The sequence below is a fragment of the Candidatus Zixiibacteriota bacterium genome, from assembly GCA_022865345.1.
Taxonomy (GTDB): Bacteria; Zixibacteria; MSB-5A5; order MSB-5A5; family RBG-16-43-9; genus RBG-16-43-9.
Genome location: JALHSU010000172.1, coordinates 1 through 16036 on the forward strand (window position 1 = coordinate 1; position 16036 = coordinate 16036).

Genomic DNA, 16036 nt, shown 5'->3' on the forward strand with positions numbered 1-16036 from the left:
ATAATAAAAGGTTTAAGGGATTAAGGGTTCAAGAGTTAAAGGGATAAGAAACGTTATTAGCATCCGTGAAGAAGACAGATTTAGTGATTTTTTCGTAGCGCGAGGCTTTCAGCCTCGCAATGCGACCCTGAAAGGGTCGCGCTACGACAACCTTGTGAAAAAAATCGCAAAGTAAGAAAGAAAATCCTTGAATATGAGTCCGGAAAAGATTATATATAGAGTGGTGATAAAAAATGACTTTCTTAAGAAAATCTGTCTCTCCTTTTGGATGTTATCATCCAAAAGGAGAATCTGAGATTTCTCGTGGATGATAACATCCACGGAGAGCAATGGTGCGGTGAATAAAAATCCAATAACCGGAGGTTAATTGTATGACTTTTGATGAGAGACTGCAAAATGTGGCCATAATCGGGGCGGCTGGGAAGATGGGGAGCGGGATATCTCTGCTTTTAGCTCAGGAGATGGCAAGATTAAAAAATAAACCGGAAAATAAAGATAAAAATTATCGTTTATATTTGATCGATATTAACCTGGATCACCTGGCGGGTTTACAGCAATATCTTAGAGCTCAGTTGGTGAAGGCGGGGGAGAAAGCCTGCGTGATGCTCAGAGAAATGTACAAAGATAGACAGGATTTAGTGGAGAATCAGGATTGCATTAACCAGTACGTGGAGGATGCGCTCTCTTTTATCCGGACCGGAACGGATTTAAGTATAGTGAAAGACTCCAGAGTGATCTTCGAGGCGATTTTAGAGAAAAAAGATTTGAAGGTCGATCTTCTTAAGAAGATCGATAACCTCTGCGGCAAGGATACACTTTATCTTACCAACACCTCATCTATCCCCATAAATATTTTAAATAAAGAAGCCAATCTCAACGGGAGGATAATCGGGTTTCATTTTTATAATCCTCCCACGGTGCAGAAACTGGCAGAGTTGATCTCTGCTGATAATACTGTTCAGGAATTAAGAGATTTCTCCCTGGAGCTGGCGAAAAGATTGAGCAAGAAGATCGTGCCCTCAAATGACATAGCCGGGTTTGTAGGAAATGGGCATTTCCTGAGAGACGGTCTGTACGGTCTAAGAGAAGCCAAGAAGCTGGCTAAAGATTATTCCCTGCCTGGCGGACTTTATATAATCAACAAAATCAGCCAGGACCTGCTGGTCAGGCCTATGGGGATTTTCCAGTTGATCGATTACGTGGGAGTGGATGTTTTCCAGTCAATATCTGAGACTGTTGGCGGTTATATACCGGGTGAGGATTTGAAAGATGACCTTTTGAAAAAGATGTATGATAAAAAAGTCCTGGGTGGACAGAGAAGCGATGGTTCACAGAAAGACGGTTTTCTCAAATATGACAGGAACAGGCCAGTCGGAGTCTACGACATCGATAAAGGTGAGTATAAGCTTTTCGATCCGCAGGGATGGAGCGGAGAACTGGATAAAAAGTTAGGCGAGTATCCGGCAGGCTTTTATGCCTGGAGAAACCTGGTTGCTGACCCAAAGAAGAGTGATAAACTCAAGACTTTCTTCCAGAGTCTGAAATCCTCTAATACCCTGGGAGCAAAGTTAGCTTCAGCCTACCTGAAAAACTCCAAAGAGATCGGCGAACAGCTGGTGAAGATCGGTGTAGCTAAAACGGCTGAGGATGTGAATAACGTATTATTGAATGGGTTTTATCACTTATATGGTCCAATTAACGACTACATTTAAGGAGGTTTAAAATGACGAAATTCAGAAAAAAAGTCTATTTAACTGCGGGATATAACACCCTATCCTTTGGCTCAGGAAGAAAGGAGTTCAATCCAAAAAAAGCCAGACCAGGAATAGAACAGTACATAACTGAAGCGGGACGCGGGTCAATTGCCCAGATTTCCGACCCGAAAAATATCGATGAGGGGGTTATCTCCAATTTTATGGCTGCCAGGTTCTGCAAGCAGGGGAATTTGGCAGGTTTTATTCCGGAAATAGACCCGGCTCTGGAATACAAACCGTCTACCAGAGTTGAAGGCGCCTGCGGCTCCGGTGGTTTAGCTTTAGTTACTTCGATGAAAACGATCTTATCTGATCTTGCTGATACGGTGTTGACTCTCGGAGTCGAGGTTCAGAATACAGTTAAAGCAATTTACGGAGCAGATATTTTAGCCGGAGCGGGGCATTATGCTTCTGAGCGCAAAGAGGGACATGCCTACTTTTTCCCGGCTAAATTCTCAGATAGGGCTGGGGTTTATTATCAGAAATTCGGATACGAGCCTACCCGGAGGGGAATGGCTTTATGGTATGAGCAGATGATAAAGAATGCCCGGAAAAACCCAAAGGCTCAGGAGTATCAGAATTCAATTGAAGATTTGTTCGGTGCAGGCATGACTCCTCCTAATCCTAAAACTTTTGTAGAGAATCTCAACATCTATGACTGTTCAAAAGTCTCAGATGGTGCTTCCGCTCTTATATTTGCTTCAGAGGAAGGGCTTAAGAAACTGGGGATAGATAAAAAGGATGCCATCGAGGTCGTGGGTTATGGTCAATGTGAAGCTAATCTGACCAAACAGCCTGAAGACCCGACCAGACTTCTTACCACTCAAAAAGCGGCAGAGAAAGCCTATCAGATGACCGGGCTGGGTCCTAAAGATATAGGCCTGCTCGAAGTGCACGACTGCTTCACCATAACCGGCATTTTAGCCTTAGAGGCAGCTGGTTTTGCCAAATATGGAGAGGGAGCAGCTTTGGTGGAATCAGGCAAGACCAGAATTGATGGAGAGATTCCCACGAATCCAGGTGGAGGTCTGATCGGTTTTGGCCATTACGTTGGCGGAACCGGCGTGAGACAGGCAGTAGATTGCATTCACGAGTTGACCGGAAAAGCCAACGGTTACCAGGTAAAAATCAACTCGAACAGGCCTTATGCTATGATGATCAGCATGGGCGGAAATGACAAAACCGTCACCGCGATGATTTTCAAAAAAGCGGAGTAAAAAAATATCTGAGGGATTCAAAATAGCGGGACTGGTAGCCCCGCCTACGAAAGTTGACTTTTTCATATCTCGTAGGGCGGGCACCTTGCCCGCCAATCAATGCCCCTGTAAAGTTTATAGAAGATGATACAACCCTTTAAATCAGATTTCATTTTGGAGGTTATTAACTATTAGAGATGTCGCGTAGGGGTGGAGCTTGTCTCCACCCATCCCATAGGGCGGAGCTAAACTCCGCCCCTACGCGTATCAACCCGGTTATTAAACTAGGAGAGAAACTTATGGATTTCGAGCTTACCGAAGATCAAAAGATGATAAAGGAGGCTGCCAGGGAATTCGCTTCAGAGAGGTTAGCCCCTAAAGCTCAGGAGTTCGACGAGAAAGAAGAGATCCCCAGAGATCTGTATAAGGAGTTGGCTGAATTAGGGTATATGGGGATGCTGATGCCGGAGGAGTATGGCGGTTCTGGCCTGGATTTCATCAGCTACATTCTGGTGATGGAGGAGTTTGCCAAAGCCTGTGCCGCCTTAGAGATCTCCCTCTCCGTTCACAACTCTTTAGTCTGCGATGCTATTTTCAAATATGGAACAGAAGAGCAGAGGAAAAAATATCTGACCAGATTAACTAAAGGGGAATTAATCGGAGCTTATTCTTTGACTGAGCCTCAGGCTGGAACAGATGCTGGAAGCATTAAGACCAATGCAGTTTTGAAGGGGAACAACTATTTAGTCAATGGGACCAAAACCTTCGTAACCAATGCCGGGATAGCGGACCTTTTTGTCCTTTTTGTTTCGACCAATCCGGAGGCAAAATCCAAAGGAATCTCCTGCATTTTAGTGGAGAAAGGATTAAAAGGGTTTAAGGTTGGGACAAAAGAGAAAAAGATGGGGATCAGGGGTTCTGATACCAGGGAAATCTCTTTTGAAGATTGTCTCGTACCCAAGGAAAACCTCATTGAAGAAGAAAACAAAGGTTTCCGGATAGCCTTAGAGTTGCTTGACTCTGGAAGAATAGGGGTGGGCGCTCAAGCTGTGGGAATAGCTCAATCCGCTCTGGATGAAGCTTTGAAATACTCAAAGGAGAGGGTCCAGTTCGGTCAGCCGATCTGTAATTTTCAGGCTATCCAGTTCAAATTAGCCAGCATGGCTACCCAGATTGAAGCTGCTCGCCTTTTAGTGCATCATGCGGCCTGGCTCAAGCAAAATAATATCAGATGTATAAAAGAAGCCTCGATGGCAAAGCTATTTGCCTCAGAGACGGCTAATTTCGTGGTAAACGAGGCAGTGCAGATTCACGGCGGATACGGTTATATGAAGGAATATGCGGTGGAGAGATACTTCCGGGATGCCAGGGTGACTGAGATCTACGAAGGAACCTCTGAGGCACAGAGGATGGTTATCTCCAGGGACCTTTTAAAATAGAGCGCAGAATGTATCTAGACAAAAAGTACGAAGATTTCAAGAAAGAGATCAGGGATTTTGCTGAAAAGGAGATCGAGCCAAAAGCTCAGGAAGCAGATGAGAAGGCACAATTCCCTCATGAGAACATAAAAAAGGTCGCCCAACTGGGGCTTTTAGGAATGGTGGTTCCTCCGGAATATTCGGGAACAGGCATTGATACCTTAAAATATGCAATTGCCGTGGAGGAGCTTTCAAGGGTGTGTGCATCTACCGGCATCACAGTTGCGGCTCACAATTCACTGGCTATCTGTCCTCTTTACCTTTTTGGAAGTGAGGAGCAAAAGAAAAAATATATACCTCCTTTAGCTAAGGGTGAGAAATTAGGCGCTTTTGGTTTAACTGAGCCGGATGCAGGCTCAGATGCCGGGGGGACAAAAACCACCGCAGTGTTGAAAGGAGACAGTTACCTAATAAACGGCTCAAAATGCTTCATCACCAATGCCTCAGTTGCCGAGACATTTGTCATCACCGCAGTAACAGACAAAACCAAAGGGACCAAGGGGATTAGCTCCTTCATCCTGGAAAAAGGGATGAAGGGGTTCACGGTTGGCAAAAAAGAAAACAAAATGGGTATAAGAGGGTCAGATACCGCTGCCTTGCATTTTGAGGACCTGAGCGTTCCGAAAGAAAACCTTCTGGGCAAAGAAGGCGAGGGGTTCAAGCAATTTTTAGTCACCTTAGATGGCGGAAGGATAAGTATCGGAGCAATGGCTTTAGGCATCGCTCAGGGTGCTTTTGAGAAAGCTTTGAAATATGCCAAAGAGACTATACAGTTTGAAAAACCTCTAATTGAGTCCCAGGCTATCCAGTTCAAACTGGCGGATATGGCAACCCAGATTGAGGCAGCCAGACATCTGATTTATCATGCTGCTTTTCTGGAGGATAAAGGACAGAAATACGTGAAGGAATCTGCTATGGCAAAGCTTTTCGCTTCCGAGGTCGGAAGATTCGTTACTTACGAAGCAATTCAAATTTTCGGAGAATATGGGTACTACCGGAGGTATCCAGTAGAAAGATATTTGCGTGACGTGAAACTCTGCGAAATCGGGGAAGGAACTTCAGAGATTCAGAGACTGGTTATTTTCAGGGAGTTAATCAAATAGGCAAAAGTCTGAAGTCTATAGTCTAAAGGCCGAGAACAAAAAAGCAAAGAAACTCATTCACAGCAGATTGGATGGATTAAGCAGAAAAAAGATGTGAGACGAAAGACGTAAGGCGGAAAATGTAGCGCGAGGCTTTCAGCCTCGCAATGCGACCCTAAAAGGGTCGCGCTACGAGAAAGCGAAAAGGAGGAAATATGGAATATAAGAACATTCTAACTGAGATCAAGGAGAATATCGGCATAATCAAGATCAACCGGCCCCAGCAGTTAAATGCCCTTAATACCGAGACCATTCATGAGCTTAATGACGTTGCTCACCAGTGGAGCAGGGACGAAAAGCTCAAAGTAATCATTATCACCGGTGAGGGGAAAGCATTTGTGGCTGGAGCAGACATTGCTGAGATGAAGGATATGACCAGACAGCAGGCAATTGATTTTTCAGAGATGGGTCAGAAAGTCTTTTCCTTGATTGAGTCTCAGGACAAACCGGTGATTGCTGCGGTCAATGGCTTTGCTTTAGGTGGAGGATGCGAATTGGCGATGGCTTGTGATATTAGAATCGCTTCAGATAAAGCCAAATTGGGTCAGCCAGAGGTAAACTTAGGAGTGATTCCGGGATTTGCTGGTACTCAGCGGTTGGCTCGAATGGTCGGTGCGGCTAAAGCTAAGGAATTGATTTTGACAGCGGATTTGATCGATGCCCAGACTGCTCTTTCTATCGGTCTGGTCAATCAGGTAGTTCCTCACGATACCCTGATGGATGTGTGTATGGAGATGGCGAAAAAAATAGCTTCCAAAGGACCCACTGCGGTTAGATTGGCAAAAAGAGTGATAAGTAGAGGAGTGGAGACAGATTTTGCCACGGGTTCTTCTTTCGAAGTCGACGCTTTCGGCGAATGTTTTGCGTCAGGTGAGGCAAAAGAGGGGATGGAAGCGTTTTTACAGAAACGAAAACCGGGCTGGGCGTAATAAGAGAAGAAACGTGACCGTTGCTCGTTTTTCGTGACCGTGAAAAAAAATATAGACCAAGACATAGTTGTCATTCTGAAGGAGTCTTGCCGAAGGCGGACGACTGAAGAATCTATAAGTAGGTTCGAAAGTCGTTTCTGATGTCGAAAAAACGATTGTGGAAAGTGGTGTCAGGAATTTATTCCTGAGGCCTGGAAATGAGGATGGATGAATATAGATTCTTCGTCTCTACGAGCCGTAAGGCTTTTAACGGCCTGCGGACTCAGAATGACAATCGAAAAACCAATGTCGGGTTCAAATTAGGAGATTTTAGTGTCCATCGGGTCCCCTGACCCGACGGAATAAAATTATATTTTTAACTAGGAAGGCTCGTGTCACTTCTGGGAGTCCCGTTAGGAGACGACCGAAGAATCTAACGAGTGTGATCTAAAGACGGATTCTTCGTTCCCGTAGGGAACTCAGAATGACAATACAAGAAAGAATAGGCAAAACTTATGGAAATCTTTCAATCCTTAGCTGAAGACCAGCACGAGCAAGTAATCTTCTGCTCGGATAAGGTAGCTCACCTTCGCGGAATCATTGCCATCCACGATACCACCCTGGGACCAGCAATTGGCGGGGTGAGGATGTTTCCTTACAGTTCCGAAGATGAGGCATTGAAAGACGTTCTGCTGCTTTCCAAGGCTATGACCTATAAGGCTGCCGCGGTCGGAATTAACCTGGGAGGTGGACAGGGGGTCATAATCGGTGACCCTCTCAAAGATAAAAATGAACTTGTTTTGAGAGCTTTCGGTAGGTTCGTGCAGGGTCTGAATGGTCGATATATCACGGCTGAAGATGTTGGAACCACAGTCGAGGATATGGAGATAGTCCGCTATTAAACCAAATACGTGATGGGGCTTTCCAGGGCAATAGGCGGGAGTGGAGACCCTGGACCGGTTACGGCTATCGGCTTGTGCAGCGGACTTTTAGCCTGCGTGGAGAAGGCTCTGGATAAAAAGACCTTAGAAGGAGTTTCCGTGGCGATCCAGGGTGTTGGGCACGTAGGGTATCATCTTGCTCAGAAATTGAAAGAGGCTGGATGCAGGTTGATAGTCTCTGATATTATTGCAGAGAAAGCTGAAAAAGCCAGAAAAGAATTCGGGGCAGAGATTGTCTCGCCTGAGGAAATTCTGGGAGTAGAGGCAGATGTTTTCTCTCCCTGCGCCTTAGGCGGAGTTATAAATGCAAAGACAGTTGAGAAGTTCAGAGTGAAGATCATCGCTGGACCAGCTAATAATCAATTAGAGGACGAAAAATATGGCGAGATCCTGCACCATAAAGGGATTCTCTATGCTCCGGATTTCGTCATAGGTTCAGGCGGGATGATCAACGTAGCGAATGAACTGGGAGGGTACATTCGTGAAAAAGCAATCAAGCAGGCCACCGGGATATATGACATAATGAAAAAAATTCTGGAGATCTCCGGGGAATCAGATATCCCCACCTATAAAGCCGCCAATATCTTAGCCAAAGCCAGGATAGCCGAGGTCAAGAAGTTCAGGCAGAGGCATGCATAGAAAATAAATAACGAATGACGGATGACGAATAAAGGAAAAAGGAAAATGGAAGAAGGAAAAAGGAAAAAACGTGACCGTTGCTCGTAACCATAATTTGATTGTAGGGGCAAGCCCCCGCGCTTGCCCTCACAAAAAAAGGTAGCCGCCCATGTGGGCGCATCAGTTGTAGCGTCGGGCTTTATGCCCGACGATGATCGTAGGGCAGGGCTTCAGCCTTGCAAAAATCAAAATATGGGCTACAAAATCCTGAGCATCAATCCCGGGGCTACTTCTACCAAGGTCTCCCTGTCTGAGGACAAAAATCCTTTGGTAATTGAGGTTTTGAGACATTCGGTTGATGAACTCAAGGCATTTCCTAAAACTTTAGATCAGTTGGGTTACAGAAAAAATCTGGTTGAGGACTTCTTAAAGAGACATGGCTTCAAAATTACGGACCTGGCTGCAGTTGTTGGCAGGGGTGGTCCTTTCAAACCGCTGTCCAGCGGAACTTACAGGGTAAACCAAAAAATGGTTTCAGATATCCGGTCAGGCAACGTTCAGGCGGATCATGTTTCTAACCTTGGAGCTTTGATTGCCTACGAGTTGACCAAAGGGACTGAGATACCTGCTTTCATCGTGGACCCGGTCTCAGTGGATGAGCTGATTCCCGTTGCCCGCATCTCTGGTATGCCGGAGTTGGAAAGGATAAGTTTATCACACGCTCTGAATATCAAGATGGTGGCAAGAAAGGCGGCTTCCGAATTACGAAGAAAATATGAAGAGCTTAATCTGGTTATTGTCCATCTTGGCTCCGGGATAAGCGTAACTTCCCATTTAAAAGGGCAGATGATTGACGTAAGCAATGCTAATGATGGCGGTCCTTTAGCTCCCCAGCGGACGGGAAGTCTTCCAGCTACAGGGTTAGCCAAACTATGTCTTTCAGGAAAGTATACATACTCTGAGATGTATGACAAGGTTACTAAAAAAGGCGGGCTTCTGGCTTATTTAGGAACGGATAACGTTGAGGAGATTGAGAAAAAGATAGATTTCGGAGACCAGAAAGCTAAACTGATTTATGAGGCGATGGTCTACCAGATTGCCAAAGAGATCGGAGCGATGTCAACGACTCTATCTGGAAGAGTGGATGCAATTATACTTACCGGGGGGATAGCCCGGTCGGAGAGGCTGATAAATATGATCAAAGAAAGGGTCAGATTTCTTTTCAAAGTCCTGGTCTTTCCGGGCGAGGACGAACTTGAGGCTTTAACTTTGGGTGCTTTAAGGGTATTAACCGGGGAGGAAAAAGAAAAGGAGTATTAAAAAAAGTAGGGGCGACTCCCTGTTGAGCGTAGCGAAATCCACGTTTAACAGGATGGTCGCCCGTTTTTTTGGAGACCTGAAGGTTTCAGCTACATCTAAAAACCTCACCCTATCCCTCTCCTTAAAAAGGAGAGGGAACTTTTTTTGTCGTTTTTTACGTCGGGCATAAAGCCCGACGCTACGATTGTTCATAGCCACTTTAGTGGCGTAAACAAAGACCTGACTAAAGTCAGTGAGAACACTTTTTTACTAATGGGTTTCACAGCATCTTCAGAGGCATGAGGATTGAGTTAAGCCAGAGCACAAACGAACAAACAGACAAACGAACAAACTGTCTTATGCGTGGCTCCCGCTGCCCGGCATTCTGGAATTGTAAAAAATAAACAGAAGATAGCCAAATGCGGCCAAGATGAGAGCAGCCACCGCAAGGATTTTTAGAGGAACAGTGTCCATTTTCCTGGTTAGTCTTTCCAGGGTAATCCCTGAAAAGCCGAGAGCAGTCAAGACCAGAAGAAATCCAACATAATTTAAAGACGGAATTAACGAGAAGATGCAGGAGCCTATTCCGGCGATTAATCCCAGAAGGGCAAATAATAAATTTGAAAAATTGATCTTAGCCGGAAAATAGGGAAGAGCCAGCACATTGGAATAGCCGCAGCGCAGACAAAAAGTCTTCCCTTCAGCTATCTCTTCTCCACAAAAAGGACAGAGGCTCATAAAAACCTCCTTCCGATTAAGGTATTCATATTCCAAACGTGCCCGTCAGGTCCCCTGACCTGACGGAAAAAGTCTCTAATACTTGAGAGACTTCTCCTCTATAAGTATATCATAAAAATATTTTTTGGCAAGAGGAATTTTACTTTTCCCCCTCTCCTTTCTTAGGAGAGGGCAGGGAGAGGTTTCCATGGTAGGTCAGACATTCCTGTCCTACGGACCCGTTCCAGGGTCTGACTTTTTTTGTAGCGGAGGGCTTTAGCCCTCCATTGTTTTTTTCGTAGTGTGAGGCTTTTAGCCTCGCTTAATAGCTCGTAGGGGCAACCCCCTGTGGTTGTCCTTCTTTTCGCTATTGTGGAAGAGCAGATATGCATTGCAATGTGCCTCTACAACTGTCAGGTGATGACATCTGACAGCACTTGGAGTTCATTGAATCTCTGTTTAATCTGTTCAATCGGCTGTGGCTTTTCTCAGCTGATGTGGTGTCAAGAGTTACCTCCTGATACCAGATAAGGTTTTCAAACAATCAGAAGATAATACCTCACAGCTGATTAGTTTGATTAAGCTGATAAATCTGCTCTGAATTTCGCTTTAATCGGTTTAATCAGACGTGAATTTTCTCCTTTTTCTGTTGATAAATCTTTACTCACTCAATATATTATACCGTCTTTTTTTGTCAAAGTAAATTTTATGAAAGAGCTTAAAGAAATACTCACTTTAGCCCGGTCGATTGGACCCAAACGAATTGCTGTGGCTAAGGCAGAGGATGAGGAGGTCTTCTTGGCTCTGGATCAGGCTCGCAGAGAAAAGATCGTTCAAGGGATTTTGGTTGGGTCTAAAGAAAAGATAAAGGCGTTGGCTGAAAAGAACAGAATTGACCTGTCTGAATATGAACTGATCGAGGAAAACGATCCGTTACAGGCTACACTTATCTGCACTCAACTGATCAATCAGGGAAAAGCAGATGTGATGATGAAAGGGTTTTTGGATACCGGTATTTTTATGAAAGGGATTTTGGACCGGGAAAAGGGATTGTCTACCGGGAAGCTTCTGACACACGTGGCTGTTTTTGAGATACCGGATTTTCCCAGGCTTCTGCTTTTGACTGATGCGGCTATAAATATCGCCCCGACTCTTTCGGAAAAAGCCCAGATCATTCAAAATGCAGTGGATTTAGCTTTATGCCTGGGTATTGAAAATCCGAATGTGGCCTGTATAGCGGCGACGGAAAAAGTCAACCCGGAAAAGATGCCGGCAACTGTGGATGCGGCCTGTCTTTCGATGATGGCAAAAAGAGGTCAGATTAAAGGCGGAATGGTAGATGGTCCATTTGGTTTGGACAATGCCGTTTCGGAGAAATCTGCTAAGATAAAAGGGGTGAAAAGCCCAATTGCGGGAAAGGCAGATATACTTCTTTGTCCTGATATTGAAACCGGTAATGTGATTTACAAAACCTTGATTGAATTTGCCAAAGCCAAATGTGCGGCTATAGTCCTGGGCACAAAAGCACCAGTGGTTTTGACGTCGAGAGCGGATTCTCATGAGACCAAGTTCATGTCGATTGCGTTGGGAGTAGCAAGTAGTAGACAGTAGACAGCATACAGTAGACAGGGAAATGGAATACAAAAGTCATACTCGAACTTTGGAATATTTGGATGAAGTCAGATCCTACAATTTACGACCTATAACCTAATCCGAAGGAGGTATTATGCCGTTTGAAAAAGCAGAAAAGATCTGGATGAACGGAAAAATGGTGAACTGGGATGATGCTAAAATTCATGTACTCTCCCATGTGGTGCACTACGGCTCCAGCGTTTTCGAGGGGGCAAGATGTTATAAATCCAAAAAGGGACCGGCTATTTTCAGGTTAAAAGAGCACACGGACAGGCTTTTCAATTCTGCCAAGATCTACCGGATGAAGATTCCTTACACCAAGGAGGAAATCAACCAGGCAATCATCGATCTGATAAAGATCAATAAAATGGATGAATGTTACATCCGTCCGGTAGTCTATCGAGGTTACGAACAATTAGGGGTTGACCCGACCGGCTGTCCTATCGACGTGGCTATTGCGGTGATGAGATGGGGTAAATATCTGGGCATTGATTCCCTGGAAAATGGCGTACCGGTATGCGTATCCTCCTGGAACCGGATGGCACCCAATACTTTTCCGGCGATGGCTAAGAGCGGTGCCAATTATATGAACTCCCAGTTGATAAAATTGGAAGCCAAAGAACACGGATATGTCGAGGGCATTGCCCTGGACGTTTTCGGTCATGTCAGCGAGGGGAGCGGAGAGAATATCTTCATAGTCAGAGATGGTGCCCTGATAACCCCGCCTTTTGGCGCCTCCATACTTCCCGGAATCATTCGCAACTCGGTGATCTGTTTAGCCCAGGAGTTAGGGTTAAAACTTATCGAGGAGAACATCCCGCGTGAGGCGCTCTATATCGCAGACGAAGTCTTCTTCACCGGCAGCGCGGCGGAGATAACGCCGATAAGCTCAATCGATAAAATAGTCATCGGCACGGGTAAACGCGGTCCGATAACTGCAAAATTGCAGGAGAGATTCTTCCAGATTGTTTCAGGTGAGATAGAGGATAAATACGGCTGGCTTACCATTGTGAAGTAATGAGAAAACGTTGGATAGATTTTCTTTGAGGTAAGAGATGATAAGAAGTTTTAAAGAGCTTCTGGGTTCCATCAAAAACAAAGAGAAAAAGATTCTGGCCATTGCCGGGGCTGAGAGCGAGGAGATAATCGAGGCTGCCAAGATCGCTACTGAGGAGAAGATCATCTCACCTATCCTGATAGGAGATCCGGCTAAAATTGAGACTCTATGCGGAAAGCTAAATTTTGATTTTAAAAGTATTGAGATTCTGGGAGAAAAAGAGCCTCAAAGGTGCGCTTCTTTAGCCGTGGAGCTGGTCAAACAGAAGAAAGCAGATATGCTGATGAAAGGAAAAGTCGATACCCCTACTCTCTTGCGGGCAGTTCTGGACAAGGAGAAGGGTTTGAAAGGCGGGAAGCTTTTCAGTCACGTGGCAGTGGTAGAGGTGGAAAGATACCAGAAGCTTATGCTTTTGACTGATGGGGGAATAAACATCGCTCCGGATATCATGAAGAAAATCGAGATTTTGAAAAATGCAGTTCAGACGGCTAAGAAATTGGAGATAGAGATGCCAAAAGCCGCCTGCCTGGCAGCAGTGGAGTTAGTGAATCCGGATATGCCGGAGACTATCGATGCCTCCATAATCTCCAAGATGGCTGAAAGAGGTGAAATAAAGGACGTTATTGTGGATGGACCCGTGGCTTTCGATGTGGCTATAGACTCAAACTCTGCCCGGACCAAAGGGATAATCTCTCCGGTTTCAGGTGAGGCTGACATCTTTCTGTGCCCGAATATCTCCTCCTGCAACATCCTGGTCAAAGGGTTGATCTACTTAGCTGGAGCCAAAGTGGGAGGCATAGTGGTAGGTGGAGGAGCTCCGATAGTCCTGCTCTCCCGCTCAGACTCTGCGGAGATCAAACTTCTGTCTATGGCTTTAGGTGCTGCGGTTTGCTGAATATTTTGTCCTCTCAGATGAAAATTTATGCGGATGAAACTGAGGAGAGAGTTTTATAATCGACCAACTCTAAAGGTAGCAAAAGAACTATTAGGCAAATATCTGGTGGTAAACATAAACGGCAAAAAACTTTCCGGGAAAATCGTTGAGACTGAGGCCTATCGTGGGCCTTATGATCCGGCTTCGCATGCTTATGGAGGGATGACTCCCAGAAACAGGATTATGTTCGGTGAACCGGGACATGCTTACGTTTATTTTACTTACGGTATGTATTACTGTCTGAATGTCATAACCGAAAGAAAAGGGGTTCCAGCTGCGGTCCTGATTAGAGCATTGGAGCCGAAGGAAGGAATCGTGATAATGAAGCGCAGAAGGAAAAAAGAAAAACCTGAAGACCTAACCAGCGGGCCGGGAAAACTTTGCCAGGCTATGGGAATTAATAAAACCTTATACGGTGCAGACCTTACCGGCCAGACTATTTATGTTGAGGACAGAGGTGAAAAGACAGGCAAGATAATTTCCACTAACCGGATTGGTATTGATGAGGGTAAAGAGAAAAAATGGAGGTTTTACTTAAGAGATAATAGATTTGTTTCGAGAAAATAAAACCGTGGTAGGTCAGACATTCTTGTCTGACCATGAGGAACAGGCAGGAATGCCTGTTCTACCGAGGAGTATGAAGTCACTGCGAGTCCCCGTAGGGGGCGAAGTCCCGCTTTTAGCGGGGTTTCGTCGTCCAGAAGAACTCCTCGCAATGACTGGCAGATAAAACGAAGAGAGGGCGTGCTGGAGTGCTGTCAGGTGTTACCACCTGACAGCAGATGGACAGCCACAACTTATGAACCAATTTGTATATTATCTGATAATAACTCCACCTTTGCTTTTTGCAATTACCTTTCATGAGTTTTCTCATGCCTGGATGGCTAACCGCAAAGGAGACCCGACTGCTAAATATGCCGGCAGGCTGACTTTAAACCCGCTTGCACATATCGACATAATCGGGTTGCTGCTTCTTTATTTTTACGGTTTTGGCTGGGCAAAGCCGGTACCGGTTAACCCTTTCAATTTTAAAAACCCGCAGAAAGACGAGCTCTGGGTCTCCTTAGCCGGCCCCGGCTCTAATATGATTTTAGCTTTGGTTTTCGGAATCATCTTCAGGCTGCTGATCAGCTCTAACCCGTTCGGCTCTGAAGTTTCTACTCACCAGCTTTTTCTGATAATGTTAATTAAGGGGATACAGTTAAATCTGGTTCTGGCAGTATTCAATCTCATTCCGGTAAACCCCCTGGATGGATCCCATATTCTAAGCGGGATTCTACCTCTGCGGTACCAAGGCCAGTTGCACCAGATTCAGAGGTATTCATTTTACGTCCTCTTAGGAGTAATCGTCCTGGACTATTTTCTTAACCTGGGTATCCTCTGGGCTATTTTCAAGCCATTCATCTTTTTTTTCGGAACACTCTTCGCAGGTCCGGAATTCATCCGGTTCATCTAATGCCTGAGCGCTTTTCTTCCCTTGATGTCATTCTGAGTCCCCTGCGGGGACGAAGAATCTATAGATTCTTCAGTCATCCCGCCAAAAGCCGGACGAAGAATCTATTTGAAGTTGGACAGATTCTTCGGTCAATTCGCTCCCTCAGAACGACAAAAATAAGATTAACAAGACTTGTTTTTTATATACCTCTTCTTCTTCTTGGTTGTTATCCCGCAGCCCGCCTGAAACCTCCTCCAGAAGAACTTACTCCGGAAAGAGTCTTAGAAAGGACGATTTCAAACCAGGAACTGATTAACTCCTCAGCTTCTCTAATAAGTTTCAACTTCAAATCTTCACAGGAAAGTTTCTCCGGGGATCTGGAGCTTTTTTTCAGAAAACCGGATAATTTTGCCTTTGCAGTTAAAGCCCTTTTGGGTCCAGACTTTGTCTCCGGTTCGATCAGTGCTGACAGCCTTTTGCTTTTTTTCCCGAGGAGCAAGCAGTATTATAAAGGCAAGAGTATAAATTGCACAAAGGGGGCTAACTCTCAAACTGAATTTGACCTTTTCTGTCTTTTGAAACTCCTTATATCAGAAACGAAGATAAATAAAGAGAAAGCTCATTTCACAGGTATGGATAAAGAGAACTACGTTTACGAGGACAGTATCGAGACCTGGAAAAGAAGCTTTTGGGTAAATAAAGAAGGAGCTTTCCTGATTAAGAGTATCTGGAAACCAATCTCTTCTACCGGTATTAAAACAGATGAAGACAATGGATTCGTAATAGCATATAAGAATTTTGAGAAATTCAACCAGACCAAAATTCCCAAAGCTATAGAGATAAAATCTCTGGACGAAAAGGTGAAGCTGAAACTCAGATTTTTGGAGAGGAATATAAACATCTCAATTCCTGACAAAAAATTTCA

The 16036-nt window shown here is 44.9% G+C and carries 13 protein-coding genes and 1 pseudogene; 13 read left to right on the forward strand and 1 reads right to left on the reverse strand.

Annotated elements, in window-relative coordinates:
• Nucleotides 1-371 precede the first annotated feature (371 nt).
• The 7 genes and pseudogenes from MUP17_08435 (at nt 372) to buk (ending at nt 9357) form a co-directional block, all read left to right on the forward strand.
• Nucleotides 372-1712 carry a 3-hydroxyacyl-CoA dehydrogenase family protein gene (locus MUP17_08435; protein ID MCJ7459004.1) on the forward strand — a complete coding sequence of 447 codons (1341 nt, stop codon included), beginning with the start codon at nt 372-374 and terminating at the stop codon, nt 1710-1712.
• 11 nt (nt 1713-1723) lie between these two features.
• Nucleotides 1724-2971: a 3-ketoacyl-CoA thiolase gene (locus tag MUP17_08440; GenBank protein ID MCJ7459005.1), complete on the forward strand. Its 1248-nt coding sequence runs from the start codon at nt 1724-1726 to the stop codon at nt 2969-2971.
• A gap of 278 nt (nt 2972-3249) precedes the next feature.
• Entirely contained in the window at nt 3250-4389 is a 1140-nt protein-coding gene (locus MUP17_08445; protein MCJ7459006.1) for an acyl-CoA dehydrogenase, read from the forward strand.
• Nucleotides 4390-4397: 8 nt separating this feature from the next.
• The gene (locus MUP17_08450) at nt 4398-5531 is read left to right on the forward strand and encodes an acyl-CoA dehydrogenase (GenBank protein ID MCJ7459007.1); all 1134 of its coding nucleotides are present in this window, start codon (nt 4398-4400) and stop codon (nt 5529-5531) included.
• Between the two features lie 194 nt (nt 5532-5725).
• Nucleotides 5726-6499: an enoyl-CoA hydratase-related protein gene (locus tag MUP17_08455; GenBank protein MCJ7459008.1), complete on the forward strand. Its 774-nt coding sequence runs from the start codon at nt 5726-5728 to the stop codon at nt 6497-6499.
• 494 nt (nt 6500-6993) lie between these two features.
• A pseudogene (locus MUP17_08460) lies at nt 6994-8058 on the forward strand (leucine dehydrogenase).
• 231 nt (nt 8059-8289) lie between these two features.
• On the forward strand, nt 8290-9357 hold the full coding sequence (gene buk, locus MUP17_08465; GenBank protein MCJ7459009.1) for a butyrate kinase: 1068 nt from the start codon (nt 8290-8292) through the stop codon (nt 9355-9357).
• 336 nt (nt 9358-9693) lie between these two features.
• Here the strand turns inward: buk and MUP17_08470 are convergent, their stop codons facing one another.
• Entirely contained in the window at nt 9694-10074 is a 381-nt protein-coding gene (locus MUP17_08470; GenBank protein ID MCJ7459010.1) for a zinc ribbon domain-containing protein, read from the reverse strand.
• 687 nt (nt 10075-10761) lie between these two features.
• On the opposite strand from MUP17_08470, the gene MUP17_08475 reads away from it, so the two are divergent.
• The 6 genes from MUP17_08475 to MUP17_08500 all read left to right on the forward strand — a co-directional run.
• The gene (locus tag MUP17_08475) at nt 10762-11664 is read left to right on the forward strand and encodes a phosphate butyryltransferase (GenBank protein ID MCJ7459011.1); all 903 of its coding nucleotides are present in this window, start codon (nt 10762-10764) and stop codon (nt 11662-11664) included.
• A 115-nt stretch (nt 11665-11779) separates the two neighbouring features.
• Entirely contained in the window at nt 11780-12703 is a 924-nt protein-coding gene (locus MUP17_08480; GenBank protein ID MCJ7459012.1) for a branched-chain amino acid transaminase, read from the forward strand.
• Nucleotides 12704-12740: 37 nt separating this feature from the next.
• The gene (locus MUP17_08485) at nt 12741-13637 is read left to right on the forward strand and encodes a bifunctional enoyl-CoA hydratase/phosphate acetyltransferase (GenBank protein ID MCJ7459013.1); all 897 of its coding nucleotides are present in this window, start codon (nt 12741-12743) and stop codon (nt 13635-13637) included.
• Between the two features lie 33 nt (nt 13638-13670).
• A complete protein-coding gene (locus MUP17_08490; GenBank protein ID MCJ7459014.1) occupies nt 13671-14243 on the forward strand; it encodes a DNA-3-methyladenine glycosylase in 573 nt (190 codons plus the stop codon).
• 232 nt (nt 14244-14475) lie between these two features.
• Nucleotides 14476-15132: a site-2 protease family protein gene (locus tag MUP17_08495; protein MCJ7459015.1), complete on the forward strand. Its 657-nt coding sequence runs from the start codon at nt 14476-14478 to the stop codon at nt 15130-15132.
• The coding region (locus MUP17_08500; protein ID MCJ7459016.1) for a DUF4292 domain-containing protein at nt 15132-16036 on the forward strand (905 nt) is incomplete at its 3' end. The genes MUP17_08495 and MUP17_08500, both read left to right, overlap by 1 nt.

Coding starts and splice junctions, on each gene's coding strand:
- MUP17_08480 (MCJ7459012.1), top strand. CDS start 11,780: ATGCCGTTTGAAAAAGCAGAAAAGATCTGGATGAACGGAAAAATGGTG.
- MUP17_08440 (MCJ7459005.1), top strand. CDS start 1,724: ATGACGAAATTCAGAAAAAAAGTCTATTTAACTGCGGGATATAACACC.
- buk (MCJ7459009.1), top strand. CDS start 8,290: ATGGGCTACAAAATCCTGAGCATCAATCCCGGGGCTACTTCTACCAAG.
- MUP17_08455 (MCJ7459008.1), top strand. CDS start 5,726: ATGGAATATAAGAACATTCTAACTGAGATCAAGGAGAATATCGGCATA.
- MUP17_08470 (MCJ7459010.1), bottom strand. CDS start 10,074: ATGAGCCTCTGTCCTTTTTGTGGAGAAGAGATAGCTGAAGGGAAGACT.
- MUP17_08435 (MCJ7459004.1), top strand. CDS start 372: ATGACTTTTGATGAGAGACTGCAAAATGTGGCCATAATCGGGGCGGCT.
- MUP17_08490 (MCJ7459014.1), top strand. CDS start 13,671: ATGAAACTGAGGAGAGAGTTTTATAATCGACCAACTCTAAAGGTAGCA.
- MUP17_08485 (MCJ7459013.1), top strand. CDS start 12,741: ATGATAAGAAGTTTTAAAGAGCTTCTGGGTTCCATCAAAAACAAAGAG.
- MUP17_08450 (MCJ7459007.1), top strand. CDS start 4,398: ATGTATCTAGACAAAAAGTACGAAGATTTCAAGAAAGAGATCAGGGAT.
- MUP17_08445 (MCJ7459006.1), top strand. CDS start 3,250: ATGGATTTCGAGCTTACCGAAGATCAAAAGATGATAAAGGAGGCTGCC.
- MUP17_08475 (MCJ7459011.1), top strand. CDS start 10,762: ATGAAAGAGCTTAAAGAAATACTCACTTTAGCCCGGTCGATTGGACCC.
- MUP17_08495 (MCJ7459015.1), top strand. CDS start 14,476: ATGAACCAATTTGTATATTATCTGATAATAACTCCACCTTTGCTTTTT.